We start from the raw sequence: 15,302 nt of genomic DNA, 5'->3' as shown, positions 1-15,302 counted from the left end.
GGGGCGCGGCTCCCGCGCGATGCGAACTCCCGATTCCCGCGGGACACGCGTGGATTTTGGAGGCGAGTGTAGATTAGTTCGCGGTTCGGGAGAATCGCCGCCAGACGAAAGTCATTCTTCCGTATGACGATTTAATGGCCATCGGTAATCTGCCGAATCTGCTCGAATTGCTCGCGCAGACGCGGGGCCGCAAAGTCGACAAAAGCGCGCACCTTGGGCGCGGACAGGCGGCCGTGAGGGGTCACAAGATTGACAGGCAACGGGGCATGCTCACAATCGCGCAAGACGATCTCCAGGGCCCCTGCGTTGACTTCTTCGGCCACGTGATAAGAAAACATCCGCGTAATGCCATGACCGGCCACTGCCGATGCCACGGCGCCGCGAATCGTATTGACGACGAAGCGCGGAACGAACTGGACGACCAGCGGAATCGCTGATTTGCCGGCCGGAGGGAAGCTCCACGAATCCAGCCCAAAGTGCGTCATGGAAATGATTTGATGTCCGGCGAGATCGGCCGGTTCGTTGATGGCGGGATGTTTCGCCAGGTACCCGGGCGCCGCGACGATGACGCGACGGACTTCGCCGATGGGAATCGCAACCAGCGTCGAATCGGCGAGATGCGCAATGCGCAGGGCCACGTCGATCCCCTCGTCGATCAGCCCGACGGGACGGTCGAGGAGTTGGAGCCGTATCGATACGGTGGGGTGACGGTCGATGAACTCGTCGAGGATCGGCCGCAAGATGTCCTCGCCGGCCGCAACCGGTGCGGTCACGGTCAGCATGCCTCGTGGTGCCGAGCGTTCGTCTGCCACGAACATATCGGCTTCTTCGAGATCGGCCAGGATGCGCCGGCAGGCCGCTGCATACCGCTCACCCGCTTCACTCAGCTTGATCGTGCGCGTGGTGCGGTACAACAGGGGAGTGCCCGTATGTTCTTCGAGAAAGGCAATGGCCCGGCTCACCGCCGCGGGAGAGCGGCCGAGCCGGCGCCCCGCGCGAGCCAGACTCCCCTCGTCGAGCGTCGCGACGAACACCTTCATGGCATCGATTCGGTCCATATACCGTCATGATCGACAAATAAATTGCTCCCGGAGTCTACCGCACGCGGGACAGCGGCGCGTCGTACGGGGGCGACGGCGCGCCGCTTGCGCCATCACGTCTTCGCGCCGCCAAACCGCGAGATACCGCGCACAAAACTACCAGGAGATGCCTGATGCGTATCGACACGCCCCAACGCATTGATGACCTTGAGGGTCATCGTTGCGCGCATGTTCTTTTGATTTCTTTCAGGCTCACCGATGGGACTTCGAGGGCGCAAACGGGACCGAGCGTTTCCTGCTGCCGGCCATGCTGTTTCGCGTGAATCGTGCAGAAGCACTGGCGGCTGCTTGATGCGAGGGTGTCGGGATAGGCGCACTGCCGATGGCCAGTGATCCTCGACTGGGGTTCAAAACCGCTGAAACCTTTGGTGGGCCGGGTCGGATTCGAACCGACGGTGTCCTTTCGGAGGCGGATTATGAGTCCGCTGCCTGCAACCAGCACGGCGTCCGGCCCAAGAAAAAGACCCGGTCATGAGTGCCGGGCCAATTCGTTGATTGGCCGACATACTACACGAAAAAGGGGCCTCCGCAACTGCTTCGCTCTAGCGAAACAACCGGGAGACCCCTGTCAAACTGCCACATCATTTCCCACGACCGCCAACTTCGATCAATTCCCTTCGAGGAACGACTTCAGCTTGTCCGAGCGACTCGGGTGACGCAGTTTGCGCAGCGCTTTGGCTTCGATCTGACGGATCCGCTCACGCGTCACGTCGAACTGCTTACCGACTTCTTCGAGCGTGTGATCGGTGCTCATCTCGATACCGAAACGCATGCGCAGCACCTTTGCTTCGCGCGGCGTTAGCGAGTCGAGCACGTCTTTCACGACATCGCGCATGCTGGCGTGCAATGCGGCGTCGGCCGGCGCAACCGTGTTGTTGTCTTCGATGAAGTCACCCAGATGCGAATCGTCGTCGTCACCGATCGGCGTTTCCATCGAGATCGGCTCCTTCGCGATCTTCATGATTTTGCGGATCTTGTCTTCCGGCATCTCCATCTTCTCGGCCAGCGTTGCCGGATCCGGTTCGAGACCGGTTTCCTGCAAAATCTGACGCGAGATGCGGTTCATCTTGTTGATCGTTTCGATCATGTGAACCGGAATCCGGATCGTACGCGCCTGGTCAGCAATCGAACGCGTAATGGCCTGACGGATCCACCACGTGGCATACGTGGAGAACTTATAGCCGCGACGATATTCGAACTTGTCCACCGCCTTCATCAGGCCGATGTTGCCTTCCTGAATCAGGTCGAGGAACTGCAGACCACGGTTCGTGTACTTCTTCGCGATCGAGATCACGAGACGCAAGTTCGCCTCGGTCATTTCGCGCTTCGCCTGACGCGCCTTCAGTTCGCCAGCCGCCATCTGCCGGTTGGTTTCCTTCAGGTCCTTCAGCGGCAGCACGACACGTGCCTGCAAATCGAGTAGGCGTTGCTGCTGTTCGCGAATGGCCGGAATGTTACGCGTAAGGATCGCGCTATACGCGTGACCTTCGCCGACGATCTTGTCGGCCCATTCCAGATCCGTTTCGCTGCCCGGGAAACGCGCGATGAATTCCGCACGCGGCATGCCGCACTTGTCGACCACCGTATGCAGGATCTGACGCTCGACCTGACGCACTTCGTCTACTTGCGCACGCAACGTGTCGCACAGACGCTCGACGGTACGCGCGGTAAAGCGGATCGTCATCAGTTCGTTCTGAATCGTTTCCTGCGCCTTCAGATACGACTTGGACTTGTAGCCTTCCTTTTCGAACGCACGACGCATCTTGTCGAACCATTCGCTGATCATGGCGAACTTCTCGAGAGACGCACGCTTGAGCGCTTCCATCTGCGCTGCGTTGGCCGTGGCTTGCGCGGCGCCGTCGTCTTCTTCCTCGTCGTCCGATTCCTCTTCCTCGGCTTCCTCGTCTTCGCTTTCGATCGCTTCCGCTTCCTGTGCCGAGAAGCCGTCCGCATCTTCCGCGTTGGCGTCGATCAGGCCGTCGACCAGTTCGTCGATACGGATTTCCTCGTTCGCCACGCGCTCAGCCATCGCCAGAATGTCGGCGATCGTGGTCGGGCAGGCGGAGATGGCCATCACCATGTGCTTGAGGCCGTCTTCGATCCGCTTGGCGATTTCGATTTCGCCTTCGCGCGTGAGCAGCTCGACCGTACCCATTTCACGCATGTACATGCGGACCGGGTCGGTGGTGCGGCCAAATTCGGAGTCGACGGTGGAGAGCGCGACTTCCGCTTCCTCTTCCACTTCGTCGTCAGACGAAGCAGCGGGTGCGTTGTCGTTCAGGAGCAGCGTTTCAGCATCCGGCGCCTGCTCATACACAGCCACGCCCATGTCATTGAACGTGCTGATGATGCCTTCGATCGCCTCGGTCTCGGTGAAGTTGTCCGGCAGGTGGTCGTTGATTTCCGCGTACGTGAGGAAGCCGCGCTCCTTGCCGAGCTTGATCAGCGCGCGCAGTTTGGAGCGGCGCTCTTCGAGCTCCTCGACGGTGCCCGGCTGCGACGACGCGAACGCGTCTTTCAGCAGTGCTTTTTCCTTTGCGCGACGATCGCGAGCCTTGACCTTTTCCACCTTGCCGGGAACGGCCGCAGGGGTTTCCTCGCTTTGGGTTGCATCGTCATCGACGGGTGTTTCGTTCAGCTTTTTCGTCATGGAGTTCGTCGTACCGGCTGTAGTCTCGACTCGCGGCTGTTGGGCAACAGCCGGTTGAACCGTGGATACTGGAGTCTCGCGCTCTACCGCATCATCCTGCACGGCAGGCGCTTCCCTTGCGCTTCTGACATCCGGCCGTTTTGCGGCCGGTGGTGGTACAGCTTTCGCCGCCCTGACCGGCTCCGCTCGCGCAGCGGAAGTGGTCGAGGATTTCTTCCCGGCAGCAGGTGTGACGCTTGCGGCAGACGTTTTTCTTGGGGAAGAAGCTAACTTGGCCTCGGTGACCTTTCTGGTCGGCTCGTTCGAGCCTGTGCCTGTTGCTTTTTTTCCGCCTGGTGTCTTTGCCATCGCAATCGCCTTTTCGCCTTTGCTAGGAAAACCATTGAAAAAACAAACCGCTAGAAACCTTTTATTATAGCATCCAGGTTCCTGCCATCCCGCTTACAGCCCGAGCTGGCGCTTCATCTCAGCCCGCTTCTGATTCAGCCCCGTCAGCTCCGCAAACTCCTCCGGCGTGTGCCGGGATTGCCGCGAAAGCTGCTCGAGACGATCACAGTAAGCGTCGTATCGCATCTTCAGAATCGCCGCTTTCAGTTCCTCTCCCACGATCCGTTCCTGCTCGCGCCGCTCCTCGATGACGGTCGCATCCTCCGGGTCCTTCAGCAGCAAATCCCGGACATTTTCATCATAGTCTAGAATTTTGCGAAAGATTTCCTCGAAAGTTGGGGCATTCGCGCCGTTTCGCAATAGGTCGGACAGCAACTGAAACTCCGCCGAATCGCCCAGCGCACGCGCATGCGTCGTCACTTCTTCGAACAGCTCACCGTGCCGCGTGACGCTCAGAAGCGCCTGCTCGGCTTCCTCGTCGAGCACGGCCACCGTCCGCGGATACATCACCAGATTGCGCAGTGTCTTTTCTTCGATCCCGGTCACACTCCGCCGGTCCTTGCGGGCCGGAGCCGATCGGGCAGCCGCTGCAATCCGGGCGTCGACCTCGCATAAGGCGGCCACTTCGTCGAACGGCACATCGAGCCGGTCGGCGAACATATGCATGATCTGCGCGCGCAGCGCATTGGCCGGCAGTTGCTGCAGCAGTGGTTTCGCGTCGAACAGCGCGCGGGCGCGGCCTTCCGGCTGGTCCAGCTCCTTGCCGGTCAGCACCTCGTTCAGCATGAACTGCGACAGCGGCATGGCACGCTCGACCTGCTCGGCGAACGCTTCGGTGCCGAATTCGCGCACATAGCTGTCCGGATCGTGCTCGGTCGGCAGAAACAGGAACCGGATGGTCCGGTTGTCCGCCGCATGCGGCAGGCAGGCATCCAGCGCCCGGCGCGCGGCGCGGCGCCCTGCCGAATCGCCGTCGAAACTGAAGATAACCGTATCGGTCTGGCGCATCAGTTTCTGCACATGAATCGGTGTACAGGCCGTCCCGAGCGTGGCAACCGCGTTCTGGAACCCCAATTGGGCCAGCGCGACCACATCCATGTAGCCTTCGACCACCAGCACGTAGTGCTGTTCGCGAATGGCCAGACGCGCCTCGAACAGCCCGTACAGCTCGCTGCCTTTGTTAAATAGAGGCGTTTCCGGCGAATTCAAATATTTCGGCTCGCCGCCGTCCAGCACGCGCCCGCCGAAGCCGATCACCTGCCCCTTCACATTGCGTATCGGGAACATGATCCGCTCGCGAAAGCGGTCGTATCGGCGGTTCTGACCTTGTGCATCCGACTTTTCGCTGACGATCACAAGCCCCGACTCGACCAGTGAGTCGTCCCGATAGTTGGGGAATGCGGGCTCGAGGTTCTGCCAGCCGTCCGGTGCATAGCCAAGGCCGAAGCGGGCGGCAATCTCGCCGGTCAGGCCGCGTTTCTTCAGATACTGGATTGCAACCGGCGCGCCGCGTAGCTGCTTGCGGTAGTAGTCGCATGCGGTTTGCATGACATCGGACAGCGCCGTGGTCACCGCCTTGGACGCGGCCGGCGAATACCCGCCGGAGCCACCGCCGCCATATCCCGGGGAAGGCTCGTTCGGCACGGTCAACCCGACCGATTGCGCGAGTTCGTTGACCGCCTCCGGGAACGTGGAACCGACGTGCTCCATCAGGAAGCCGATCGCCGTACCATGCGCGCCGCAGCCGAAGCAGTGATAGAACTGCTTAGTCGGACTAACCGTAAACGAAGGGCTTTTCTCGTTGTGAAACGGGCACAGCCCCATGAAGTTCGCGCCGCCCTTTTTCAACTGCACATACCGGCCGACCACGTCGACGATATCGACGCGGTTGAGCAGGTCCTGCAGGAATGACGGTGGAATCACAGTGAATGACGCTACCTAAAAAACTCAAGGCTGTGCGCGCCGTCAAGCAACGGCGCGCACAGACCGGAAATACGGGAGTTACTTCGCGAGCGCGGCTTTGACTTGTGCCGAGACAGCGGTCATGTCGGCACGGCCGGCCAGCTTCGGCTTGAGCACGCCCATCACCTTGCCCATGTCCTGCGGGCCGGCGGCGCCAGTTTGCGCGACCGCGGCCTGAACTTCAGCAACGATCTCCGCTTCGGACATCTGCGCCGGCATATAGGCGGACAGAATAGCCAGTTCGGCCTTTTCCTTGTCGGCGAGATCCGTACGGCCAGCGGCTTCGAACTGGCTGATCGAGTCTTTGCGCTGCTTGATCATCTTGTCGATGACGGCGGTGATCGCCGCGTCGTCAAGGGTGACGCGTTCGTCGACTTCGCGCTGCTTGACCGCGGCGAGCAGCAAACGGATCGTGCCGAGACGCTCGGTCTCGCGCGCCCGCATGGCCGCTTTCATATCGTCGTTGATCTGGTCCTTGAGACTCATCACTCACCTGAATGCGTTGAAAATTTAAAAACCGGCCGGCTAACCGTACCCATACCCTGCATCAACGCGCTGCATCCAGCACAAACGCCCGCTTGGGACTGCTTCCTCAAGCGGGTTGGCGCGATTTTGCGTAGTGGATGCGACCCTGCCGGCTGGCCCGGAGGGCCGTGTTTTCCGCGACGGCACCAGTTGGGCCGTCACCGTTGGATGTCGCCGCTCCGTTCAAAGGGAACCGCGGCAACGCCAGAATCAGTAGAACTTCTTTGGCAGCATCTGGCCACGCAGACGCTTGAAATGACGCTTAACCGCAGCCGCCTTCTTGCGCTTGCGCTCGGCCGTAGGCTTTTCGTAAAACTCGCGAGCGCGAAGTTCCGTTAGCAGCCCGTTTTTCTCCATCGTGCGCTTGAAGCGGCGCATGGCAACTTCAAACGGCTCGTTGTCTTTTACGTGGACAGTCGTCATTTTTCAATAACGGAACGCTGTAAAGGTTCAGGAGTATAGCAGAGCTTTCTCACAAAGCTAATGCGCCGTCAAGCCCCTAAAACGTACTCCGAGCACGCCTGGCCGGCTGCCACGCCGGAGGCCCAGGCCCATTGGAAGTTGTAGCCGCCGAGCCAGCCGGTCACGTCGACCGCCTCTCCGATGAAGTACAAACCCGGTGTGCGGCTGCTCATCATCGTCGCCGACGACAGGTCGCGCGTGTCGATACCGCCGCGCGTCACTTCGGCCTTGCGGTAGCCTTCGGTGCCGTTCGGGGTGAGCGTCCAGCGCGACAACGCTTCACCGACGCGGCGCAGTGTCTTGTCCGGCAGATCGGCCACGCGCGCCTCGGCGGGAATCTGATGGGTTTCAAGCCAGACGTGGGCGAGCCGTTGCGGCACCCATTCCGAAAGCAGATTGGCGATCTGGCGCCTGGTGCCGGTTTTGGCTTCCAGCAAGGCGGTCGTGGCGTCCCGCTCGGGCAGCAGATTGATGTGAATCGGCTCGCCGGGCTGCCAGTAGCTCGATATCTGCAGAACCCCCGGGCCCGACAGGCCGCGGTGCGTGAGCAGCAGGTCTTCGTTGAACTCGGCGCCGGTCTTCTTGTTGCCGGTCGCCAGTTGCACTTCGAGTGACGCGCCGGAGAGCGCCGAGAACGGCTCCCAGTCGGCCGGGGCGAAGGTCAGCGGGACCAGCGCGGGGCGAGTGTCGATCAGCTTGTGGCCGAATTGTTTGGCGAGGCGATAGGCGAAATCGGTGGCGCCAATCTTGGGAATCGACAGGCCGCCGGTCGCCACCACGAGCGCGCGGGCTGCGATCGGGCCCGAGTGGGTGTCCAGCGTGAACCGTCCCTCGGCGTCATGCCGCACCTCCTCGACCGCGAGCGGCGTGCGCCACGCAATGCGGCCCGCGTCGCATTCGTTCTTCAGTACGTTGATGACCGCGTCGCTCGACTGATCGCAAAACAACTGCCCCTTGTGCTTCTCGTGCCACGTCACGTGATGGCGCTTGAGGAGCGCCATGAAGTCACGCGGCGTATAACGCGCCAGCGCTGAACGGCAGAAATGGGGGTTGGCCGACAGGTAATTGGCCGGTCCGGCGTACAGATTCGTGAAGTTGCACCGGCCACCGCCGGAAATGCGGATTTTTTCCGCGAGACGCTGCGAGTGGTCGATCAGCACCACGCGACGGCCGAGTTGCCCGGCCACGGCCGCGCACATCATGCCGGCCGCGCCCGCGCCGATCACTGCGATATCGAAGGATTCCATGGGGCCGCATTGTACCCGCGCGTCTGCGGCACACTATCCGCGCTGCTATACTTTGAGGCTTGCCTCTCCACTTTTTGGAGCGGGAGTGGCTTCACTCGCGCGCCCGCTCAAACCACCCATCATGCTCGTTCTCGGCATCGAAAGCTCCTGCGACGAAACCGGTCTCGCGCTCTACGACACAGAGCGCGGCCTGCTCGCGCACGCGCTGCATTCGCAAATTGCGATGCACCGGGAATACGGCGGCGTGGTGCCGGAGTTGGCGTCACGCGACCATATCCGGCGCGCACTGCCGCTGCTCGAAGAGGTGATGGAGCGCGCCGGTGCGGCGCGCAGCGACATCGACGCGATCGCCTATACGCAGGGCCCAGGCCTCGCGGGCGCGCTGCTGGTCGGCGCGAGCGTCGCCAATTCGCTGGCCATGGCATGGGACAAGCCGACCATCGGCATCCACCATCTCGAAGGGCACCTGCTGTCGCCGCTGCTGGTGGACGAGCCGCCGCCGTTTCCGTTCGTCGCCCTGCTGGTGTCAGGCGGCCATACGCAACTGATGCGTGTGACGGATGTGGGCGTCTACGAGACGCTCGGAGAAACGCTGGACGACGCCGCCGGCGAAGCTTTCGACAAAACCGCCAAGCTCCTGGGCCTAGGTTATCCGGGCGGCCCGGAAGTGTCGCGGATGGCTGAATTCGGCACCCCTGGCGCAGTCGTCCTGCCGCGCCCGATGCTGCATTCCGGTGACCTCGACTTCAGCTTCAGCGGCCTGAAAACCGCCGTCCTCACGCATGCCAAAAAGCTGGGCGGCGCGAATATCTGCGAGCAGGCGAAAGCCGATCTGGCGCGCGGTTTCGTCGACGCGGCCGTGGAAGTGCTCGCGGCGAAATCACTGGCCGCGCTCAAAAGAACCAGGCTCAACCGGCTGGTCGTCGCGGGTGGCGTCGGTGCGAACCGGCAACTGCGCGAGGCGCTTTCTGCCGCGGCGAAGAAACGCAATTTTTTCGTGCACTACCCGGACCTGTCGCTGTGTACGGACAACGGCGCGATGATCGCGTTGGCCGGCGCTTTGCGATTGCAACGCTGGCCCGATCAGTCGGGTAAAGACTATGCGTTCACGGTGAAGCCGCGCTGGGATCTGACGTCCCTCGCACGCTGAGCGTCGCGACCTGATGGCGTAAAAAAGCCGCTCTTTGAGCGGCTTTTTCATTCAAGCGATCTCGAACACGCCAATCACGCCGCCCGTTTATCCCGCTCGATCACTGCATACGCGCTGTGATTGTGAATCGATTCGAAGTTCTCAGCTTCGAGTTCATAGGCAACAATACGCTCGTCCGCATTCAGACGCTGGGCAACATCACGCACCAGGTCTTCGACGAATTTCGGATTTTCGTAGGCACGCTCGGTGACGAACTTTTCATCCGGACGCTTCAGCAAGCCCCACAGTTCGCACGACGCTTCTTCTTCAGCGATACGAACCAACTCTTCCACTGCCACGTCGTCCGCCAGCTCGGCGTTGATCGTGACGTGAGAACGCTGGTTGTGCGCACCGTACTGCGAAATCTTCTTCGAGCATGGGCACAGGCTCGTGACCGGCACCAGTACTTTAAGGAACAGACGTGTCGCACCGTTGCGAGTCTCGCCTGTCAACGTCACTTCGTAGTCCAGCAGACTTTGTACACCCGACACCGGCGCGGTCTTATTCACGAAGTACGGGAACGACACTTCAATACGACCCGCCTCGGCCTCGAGCTTTTCGAGCATCGCGGCGAGCATGGTGCGGAACGTGGCCGCCTCGAGCGGGGCCTTGTTCTCTTCCAGCAGCGCGACGAAGCGCGACATGTGCGTGCCCTTCTGATCGGCAGGCAGATGCACGTCGAGATTCCACGTGCCCACAGAAGGCTGCACTTCGCCGCCTTGCGTGCGCACCGTCAACGGATGACGCACACCCTTGACGCCGACTCGTTGAATCGGAATCTGACGCGTATCGGGCGTGCTCTGCACGTCGGGCATCACAAAGGCGGGGTTCATCTGGTTCATATTCTTGTCCTTTCAAGAAAACGCCGGGCCGTCCCACGTTTTCAGCTCCGCGGGAAATCCCGCCCCGAAGGGAGTCCCTTTTGGGGATTGGGGGAACGCCCCGTGTGGGAGTGTCGCAAAGCGACAGATCTGGGGGCGCTCAGCAGCCGAGCGAATCAGGGCACGCAACGGCGAACGCCGGCCCCTGCCGGCGTTGGATGATGGACCCGAAGGCCCATCGATTCAAGTTGGAGATTGCTATGGCCGCCATAGCCGCGGCACAGCGCACGGCGGAGCAGCTGAACGACTCAGTCAATCGACACAGCCACGCAACGCCGTTAAGCGACGCGCTTCACCGAGGATTGACCGGCGACCGCGCCGCTGGAAAGAAAGCGTTCGCGAATCGACTTGGCGATGCCTGCGGCGTCGAGACCACACGCGGCGAGCAGCTTGGCCGGATCCCCGTGATCGATGAAGCGATCCGGAAGGCCCAATTGTAGTACGGGCCGCATAACCCCACTCTCAAGCAGGGCTTCGACGCAAGCCGAACCCGCGCCGCCCATCACGCAGCCCTCTTCGACGGTGACGATGGCGTCGTGCGTTTCGGCCAACTGGCGGACCAGTTCGGCGTCCAGCGGCTTCACGAAGCGCATGTTAGCCACCGTGGCGTCCAGTTGCTCAGCAGCCGCCAGCGACGGCGCAACCATCGTGCCGAATGCCAGAATCGCAATCCGCTTGCCGGCCGGTTGCGACGTTTCGCGACGAACCTCGCCCTTGCCAAGCGGCAGCGCCGTCATTTGCTTGACGGTTGCCACGCCTGTGCCGGCGCCGCGCGGATAGCGCACTGCCGTCGGGTTCGGCTGTTGCAACGCCGTGTACAGCATCTGACGGCATTCGTTTTCGTCCGATGGCGCCATCACGGTCATGTTAGGAATGCAGCGCATAAACGCCAGATCGTAAGCGCCCGCGTGCGTGGCGCCGTCCGCGCCGACCAGACCCGCGCGGTCGATGGCGAACACCACCGGCAGGTTTTGCAGCGCGACGTCGTGGATCAGCTGGTCATAAGCGCGTTGCAGGAAGGTCGAGTAGATCGCGACCACTGGCTTCATGCCGTCCGTGGCCAGACCGCCGGCGAACGTCACTGCGTGCTGCTCGGCAATGCCGACGTCGAAATAGCGATCCGGGAAGCGCTTCTCGAACTCGACCATGCCCGAGCCTTCACGCATGGCCGGCGTGATACCGATCACGCGCGCGTCCAGTTCCGCCGCGTCACACAGCCATTCGCCGAACACCTGCGTGTAGGTTTTCTTCGACGGCGTGGTGGCCGGTTTGATGCCTTCGGCCGGATTGAACTTGCCCGGACCGTGGTATAGCACCGGATCGGCTTCAGCCAGCTTGTAGCCCTGGCCCTTCTTCGTCACGACGTGCAGGAATTGCGGACCGCGCAGTTCCTTGATGTTCTGCAGGGTCGGGATCAGCGAATCGAGGTCGTGACCGTCGATCGGGCCGATGTAGTTGAAACCGAACTCTTCGAAGAGCGTGGCCGGCACGATCATGCCCTTCGCGTGCTCTTCGAGCTTGCGCGCCAGATCGAGCATAGGCGGCGCCACGCGCAGCACGCGTTCGACGCCCGCACGCGCGGCAGCGTAGAAGCGGCCTGACATCAGGCGCGCCAGATGGCGATTGAGCGCGCCGACCGGCGGCGAAATCGACATGTCGTTGTCGTTGAGGATGACCAGCAGCGGCACGTCATCTTCAACGCCGGCGTTGTTCATCGCCTCAAAGGCCATGCCGGCCGTCATCGCGCCGTCGCCGATCACGGCGATGCCCGTGCGGTTTTCGCCCTTCAGCTTGCTCGCGATCGCCATGCCGAGCGCGGCCGAAATCGAGGTGCTGGAGTGCGCGGTGCCGAAGGTGTCGTATTCCGACTCGTCGCGCTTCGGAAAGCCCGAGATGCCGCCGAGCTGACGCAACGTGTGCATCTTGTCGCGGCGGCCGGTCAGGATCTTGTGCGGATAGGTTTGATGGCCGACGTCCCACACGATCCGGTCGCGTGGCGTGTCGAACACGTAGTGCAGAGCAATGGTCAACTCGACCGTGCCGAGATTGGACGAAAGATGGCCGCCCGTCTGCGATACGCTGTCGAGCACAAAAGCACGCAACTCGTCGGCAAGCGGTTGCAATTGGCGGCGATCGAGGCGGCGCAAGGCTGCCGGGTCGTCGATGGTTTTCAGCAAGTCGTACATCGTCGTTCCATTGTAGGAAAACTTACGCGCCCGCACTTCATACATGCACCCCGTAGCAAAGGTGCGCGGCGGCGGGCTTTCGCGTTCAGCTAACCCGGTTCACCACCAGGTCGGCCAATTCGGCAAGACGCTGCGCGCGCGCGCCAAACGGCGCAATCGCAGCATGAGCGTCGCTGCGCAGTTGCGCTGCAAGCGCACGCGACGCATCCAGCCCAATAATCGACACGTAGGTCGGCTTGCCGTCCTTCGCGTCTTTACCCGCCGTTTTGCCAAGCGTCGCGGAATCGGTCGTGACGTCGAGAATATCGTCGACAACCTGAAACGCGAGGCCGACAGCGGCCGCATACGCGTCGAGCGAACGCATTGCGTCCGCATTCGGCGTTTCGCCGGCCAGCGCACCCATGCGCACCGCAGCACGCAGCAAGGCGCCGGTCTTCATCCGGTGCATGGTTTCCAGCTGAGGACGCGTCAGCGTATGGCCGACGCTCGCCAGATCGATGGCCTGCCCACCGCACATGCCGATCGAGCCGCTCGCCAAGGCCAGTTCCTTCACGAGCGACGCCTGCTGCGCCGGCGCCAGCACGTCCGACGTGAGCGCGACGAATGCCTGCGCTTGCAGCGCGTCGCCAACCAGCAGCGCTGTGGCTTCGTCATACTTGACGTGTACCGTGGGTTTGCCGCGACGCAGCGCGTCGTCGTCCATACAGGGCATGTCGTCGTGCACGAGCGAGTACACGTGGATCATTTCCAGCGCCGCCGCTGCCGCGTCGAGGCACTCGGGACGCGCGCCGGTCAGCTCGCCGGCCGCGTGGCACAGCAGCGGGCGCACCCGCTTGCCGCCGCCCAGCACCGCATAGCGCATGGCTTCGTGCAGTTTGGCCGGCTCGGTCGCCTCCGTGGGCAGATAGTGTTCTAGTGCCGATTCGACACGTTCGAGTACCGCACGTGTCCATTGTTCGAATGTCATAGGTCGTCCCCGCTTTCAGTAGCGGCTGTGCCTGCGGTATTCACGGGCAGCGGCTTGAGCGTCTCGCCATCGAGCACGCGCACCTGCTGCTCGACTTTCTCGAGCTGCTGCTGGCAAAACGCCACGAGGGCCGCACCGCGCCGGTAGGCCGCGAGCGACTCCTCGAGGCTGAGATTGCCGCTTTCCATGCGTGCAACCAGCCCCTCCAGCTCGGCCTGGGCCGCCTCGTAGTTCTCGGGCAGCGGCGTGGTATCGACGCCTTCAGCAGACGCGGCAGCAGTATCTTTCGACGCGGTCTTCGCCATGAATAGTCGCAAAATTAAAACAAGTCGGACATTCTACGGCAAAAGCAACATTTCCGATCCGCAGGCCAGCCCGCGCCCCGCCTTCGCCCTCCGTGTCCGACCCTCAGTCTCGCAGAAAAAAAACGATTGGTCTGCGGCGAAAACCTTGAACTTCCTTGACATTTTTTACCCAAATCAGGCACTTAAGCGCCCCACGGAAGGGGAATCGGGTATAATCGCGGGCTCCCTAAATCGAATCTATCGATGGTTGGGTTGTTCACTGCTTTCACGTCTTCACGGGAGTGGGAATGTCCAATCTGAGCAATGCATTGCAGTTGCGGTCTGTCCACAGCCAGCTGCCAGTCACGGCTTACTTTGACGAAGCGCTTCTAACGCGCGAAATCGACACCCTTTTCAAGAAAGGTCCTCGCTACATCGGCCACGATCTCATGGTGCCCGAAGCGGGGAATTATTTTGCTTTGCCCAGCGAGAGCGAAGGGCGTGTGCTCGTCCGTAACCAGCAGTCGCAAGTCGAACTGCTGTCGAACGTGTGTCGCCACCGGCAAGCCATCATGCTCAACGGCCGCGGCCAGACGGAGAACATCGTCTGTCCCTTGCATCGCTGGACGTACGATCTGAACGGCCAGCTCCTCGGCGCACCTCATTTTGCGGATAACCCCTGCCTGAATCTCGGCGCCACGCCGCTGCAGAACTGGCAAGGCCTGCTGTTCGAAGCGCAGGGGCGCGACGTCGCGCGGGATCTGGCGCGCCTCGGCACCAAGCAACACTTCGATTTTTCGGGCTTCATGTTCGATCACGTCGAAGTGCACGAGTGCAACTACAACTGGAAGTCGTTTATCGAGGTCTACCTCGAGGATTACCACGTCGCGCCGTTCCATCCGGGACTCGGCAGCTTCGTCTCGTGCGACAACCTGACATGGGAATTCGGCGAGTGGTACAGCGTGCAAACGGTCGGGGTCCATAAGGGCCTCGAGCAGCCGGGCAGCCCGACGTATCGCAAGTGGCACGACCAGGTGCTGCGCTTCCGCGAGGGCAAGGCCCCCGAGTTCGGCGCAATCTGGATGGTGTACTACCCGGGTCTCATGATCGAGTGGTACCCGCACGTGCTGGTCGTTTCATGGCTGATTCCGCGCGGTCCGCAGAAAACCACCAACGTGGTGGAGTTCTATTATCCTGAGGAAATCGCGCTGTTCGAGCGTGAGTTCATCGAGGCGGAGCGCGCCGCCTATATGGAAACGGCCCGCGAAGACGACGAGATCGCCGAGCGCATGGACGCAGGCCGCCGCGCGCTGATGGAACGCGGCGAATCGCAGGTCGGCCCGTATCAGAGCCCGATGGAAGACGGCATGCAGCACTTCCACGAATTCTTGCGGCGCGAACTCGGCGCAATCTGATCCACGCGCTGCCCGCATTGACCGGTGTTTGAGCCGGAACTTGCGCG

Annotated in this window: 12 protein-coding genes and 1 tRNA gene; 2 read left to right on the top strand and 11 right to left on the bottom strand. The window is 61.8% G+C overall.

Going from position 1 to position 15,302, the window contains the following annotated elements:
• Positions 1-131 precede the first annotated feature (131 nt).
• From KHO23_RS14315 to KHO23_RS14285, 7 genes are all read right to left on the bottom strand, one after another.
• On the bottom strand, positions 132-1,058 hold the full coding sequence (locus tag KHO23_RS14315; protein ID WP_211611880.1) for a LysR family transcriptional regulator: 927 nt from the start codon (positions 1,056-1,058) through the stop codon (positions 132-134).
• Between the two features lie 408 nt (positions 1,059-1,466).
• Positions 1,467-1,554 (bottom strand) — tRNA-Ile (locus KHO23_RS14310).
• A 153-nt stretch (positions 1,555-1,707) separates the two neighbouring features.
• On the bottom strand, positions 1,708-4,098 hold the full coding sequence (gene rpoD / locus KHO23_RS14305) for an RNA polymerase sigma factor RpoD (protein ID WP_211611879.1): 2,391 nt from the start codon (positions 4,096-4,098) through the stop codon (positions 1,708-1,710).
• Positions 4,099-4,191: 93 nt separating this feature from the next.
• Positions 4,192-6,060 (bottom strand): DNA primase, encoded by a 1,869-nt coding sequence (gene dnaG / locus KHO23_RS14300; RefSeq protein WP_211611878.1) that lies wholly within the window; start codon positions 6,058-6,060, stop codon positions 4,192-4,194.
• Positions 6,061-6,138: 78 nt separating this feature from the next.
• Complete coding sequence (locus tag KHO23_RS14295; protein ID WP_028196181.1) at positions 6,139-6,585, bottom strand: GatB/YqeY domain-containing protein; 447 nt, start codon at positions 6,583-6,585, stop codon at positions 6,139-6,141.
• A 249-nt stretch (positions 6,586-6,834) separates the two neighbouring features.
• Positions 6,835-7,047, bottom strand: a complete 213-nt coding sequence (gene rpsU, locus KHO23_RS14290; RefSeq protein ID WP_115778899.1) for a 30S ribosomal protein S21 — start codon at positions 7,045-7,047, stop codon at positions 6,835-6,837.
• A gap of 68 nt (positions 7,048-7,115) precedes the next feature.
• Positions 7,116-8,333, bottom strand: a complete 1,218-nt coding sequence (locus tag KHO23_RS14285; RefSeq protein WP_211611877.1) for a BaiN/RdsA family NAD(P)/FAD-dependent oxidoreductase — start codon at positions 8,331-8,333, stop codon at positions 7,116-7,118.
• A gap of 121 nt (positions 8,334-8,454) precedes the next feature.
• Between KHO23_RS14285 and tsaD the strand changes: the two genes are divergently transcribed.
• Positions 8,455-9,483, top strand: coding sequence for a tRNA (adenosine(37)-N6)-threonylcarbamoyltransferase complex transferase subunit TsaD (gene tsaD, locus KHO23_RS14280; RefSeq protein WP_211611970.1), 1,029 nt, complete (start codon positions 8,455-8,457; stop codon positions 9,481-9,483).
• 74 nt (positions 9,484-9,557) lie between these two features.
• On the opposite strand, the gene folE2 is transcribed toward tsaD, so the two are convergent.
• The 4 genes from folE2 to KHO23_RS14260 form a co-directional block, all read right to left on the bottom strand.
• Positions 9,558-10,364 (bottom strand): GTP cyclohydrolase FolE2, encoded by an 807-nt coding sequence (folE2, locus tag KHO23_RS14275; RefSeq protein WP_211611876.1) that lies wholly within the window; start codon positions 10,362-10,364, stop codon positions 9,558-9,560.
• A 317-nt stretch (positions 10,365-10,681) separates the two neighbouring features.
• Complete coding sequence (gene dxs, locus KHO23_RS14270) at positions 10,682-12,589, bottom strand: 1-deoxy-D-xylulose-5-phosphate synthase (RefSeq protein ID WP_211611875.1); 1,908 nt, start codon at positions 12,587-12,589, stop codon at positions 10,682-10,684.
• 85 nt (positions 12,590-12,674) lie between these two features.
• Positions 12,675-13,556, bottom strand: coding sequence for a polyprenyl synthetase family protein (locus tag KHO23_RS14265; protein WP_211611874.1), 882 nt, complete (start codon positions 13,554-13,556; stop codon positions 12,675-12,677).
• Complete coding sequence (locus KHO23_RS14260; protein WP_211611873.1) at positions 13,553-13,861, bottom strand: exodeoxyribonuclease VII small subunit; 309 nt, start codon at positions 13,859-13,861, stop codon at positions 13,553-13,555. Before KHO23_RS14260 ends, KHO23_RS14265 begins: the two co-directional genes overlap by 4 nt.
• A gap of 287 nt (positions 13,862-14,148) precedes the next feature.
• Between KHO23_RS14260 and KHO23_RS14255 the strand changes: the two genes are divergently transcribed.
• Positions 14,149-15,255: an aromatic ring-hydroxylating oxygenase subunit alpha gene (locus tag KHO23_RS14255; protein WP_211611872.1), complete on the top strand. Its 1,107-nt coding sequence runs from the start codon at positions 14,149-14,151 to the stop codon at positions 15,253-15,255.
• Positions 15,256-15,302: the final 47 nt, after the last annotated feature.

The organism is Paraburkholderia haematera, from assembly GCF_905220975.1.
GTDB lineage: Bacteria > Pseudomonadota > Gammaproteobacteria > Burkholderiales > Burkholderiaceae > Paraburkholderia > Paraburkholderia haematera.
The sequence above is the reverse complement of the archived record's forward strand: the minus strand, read 5'-3'. Positions and strand labels throughout refer to the sequence as shown.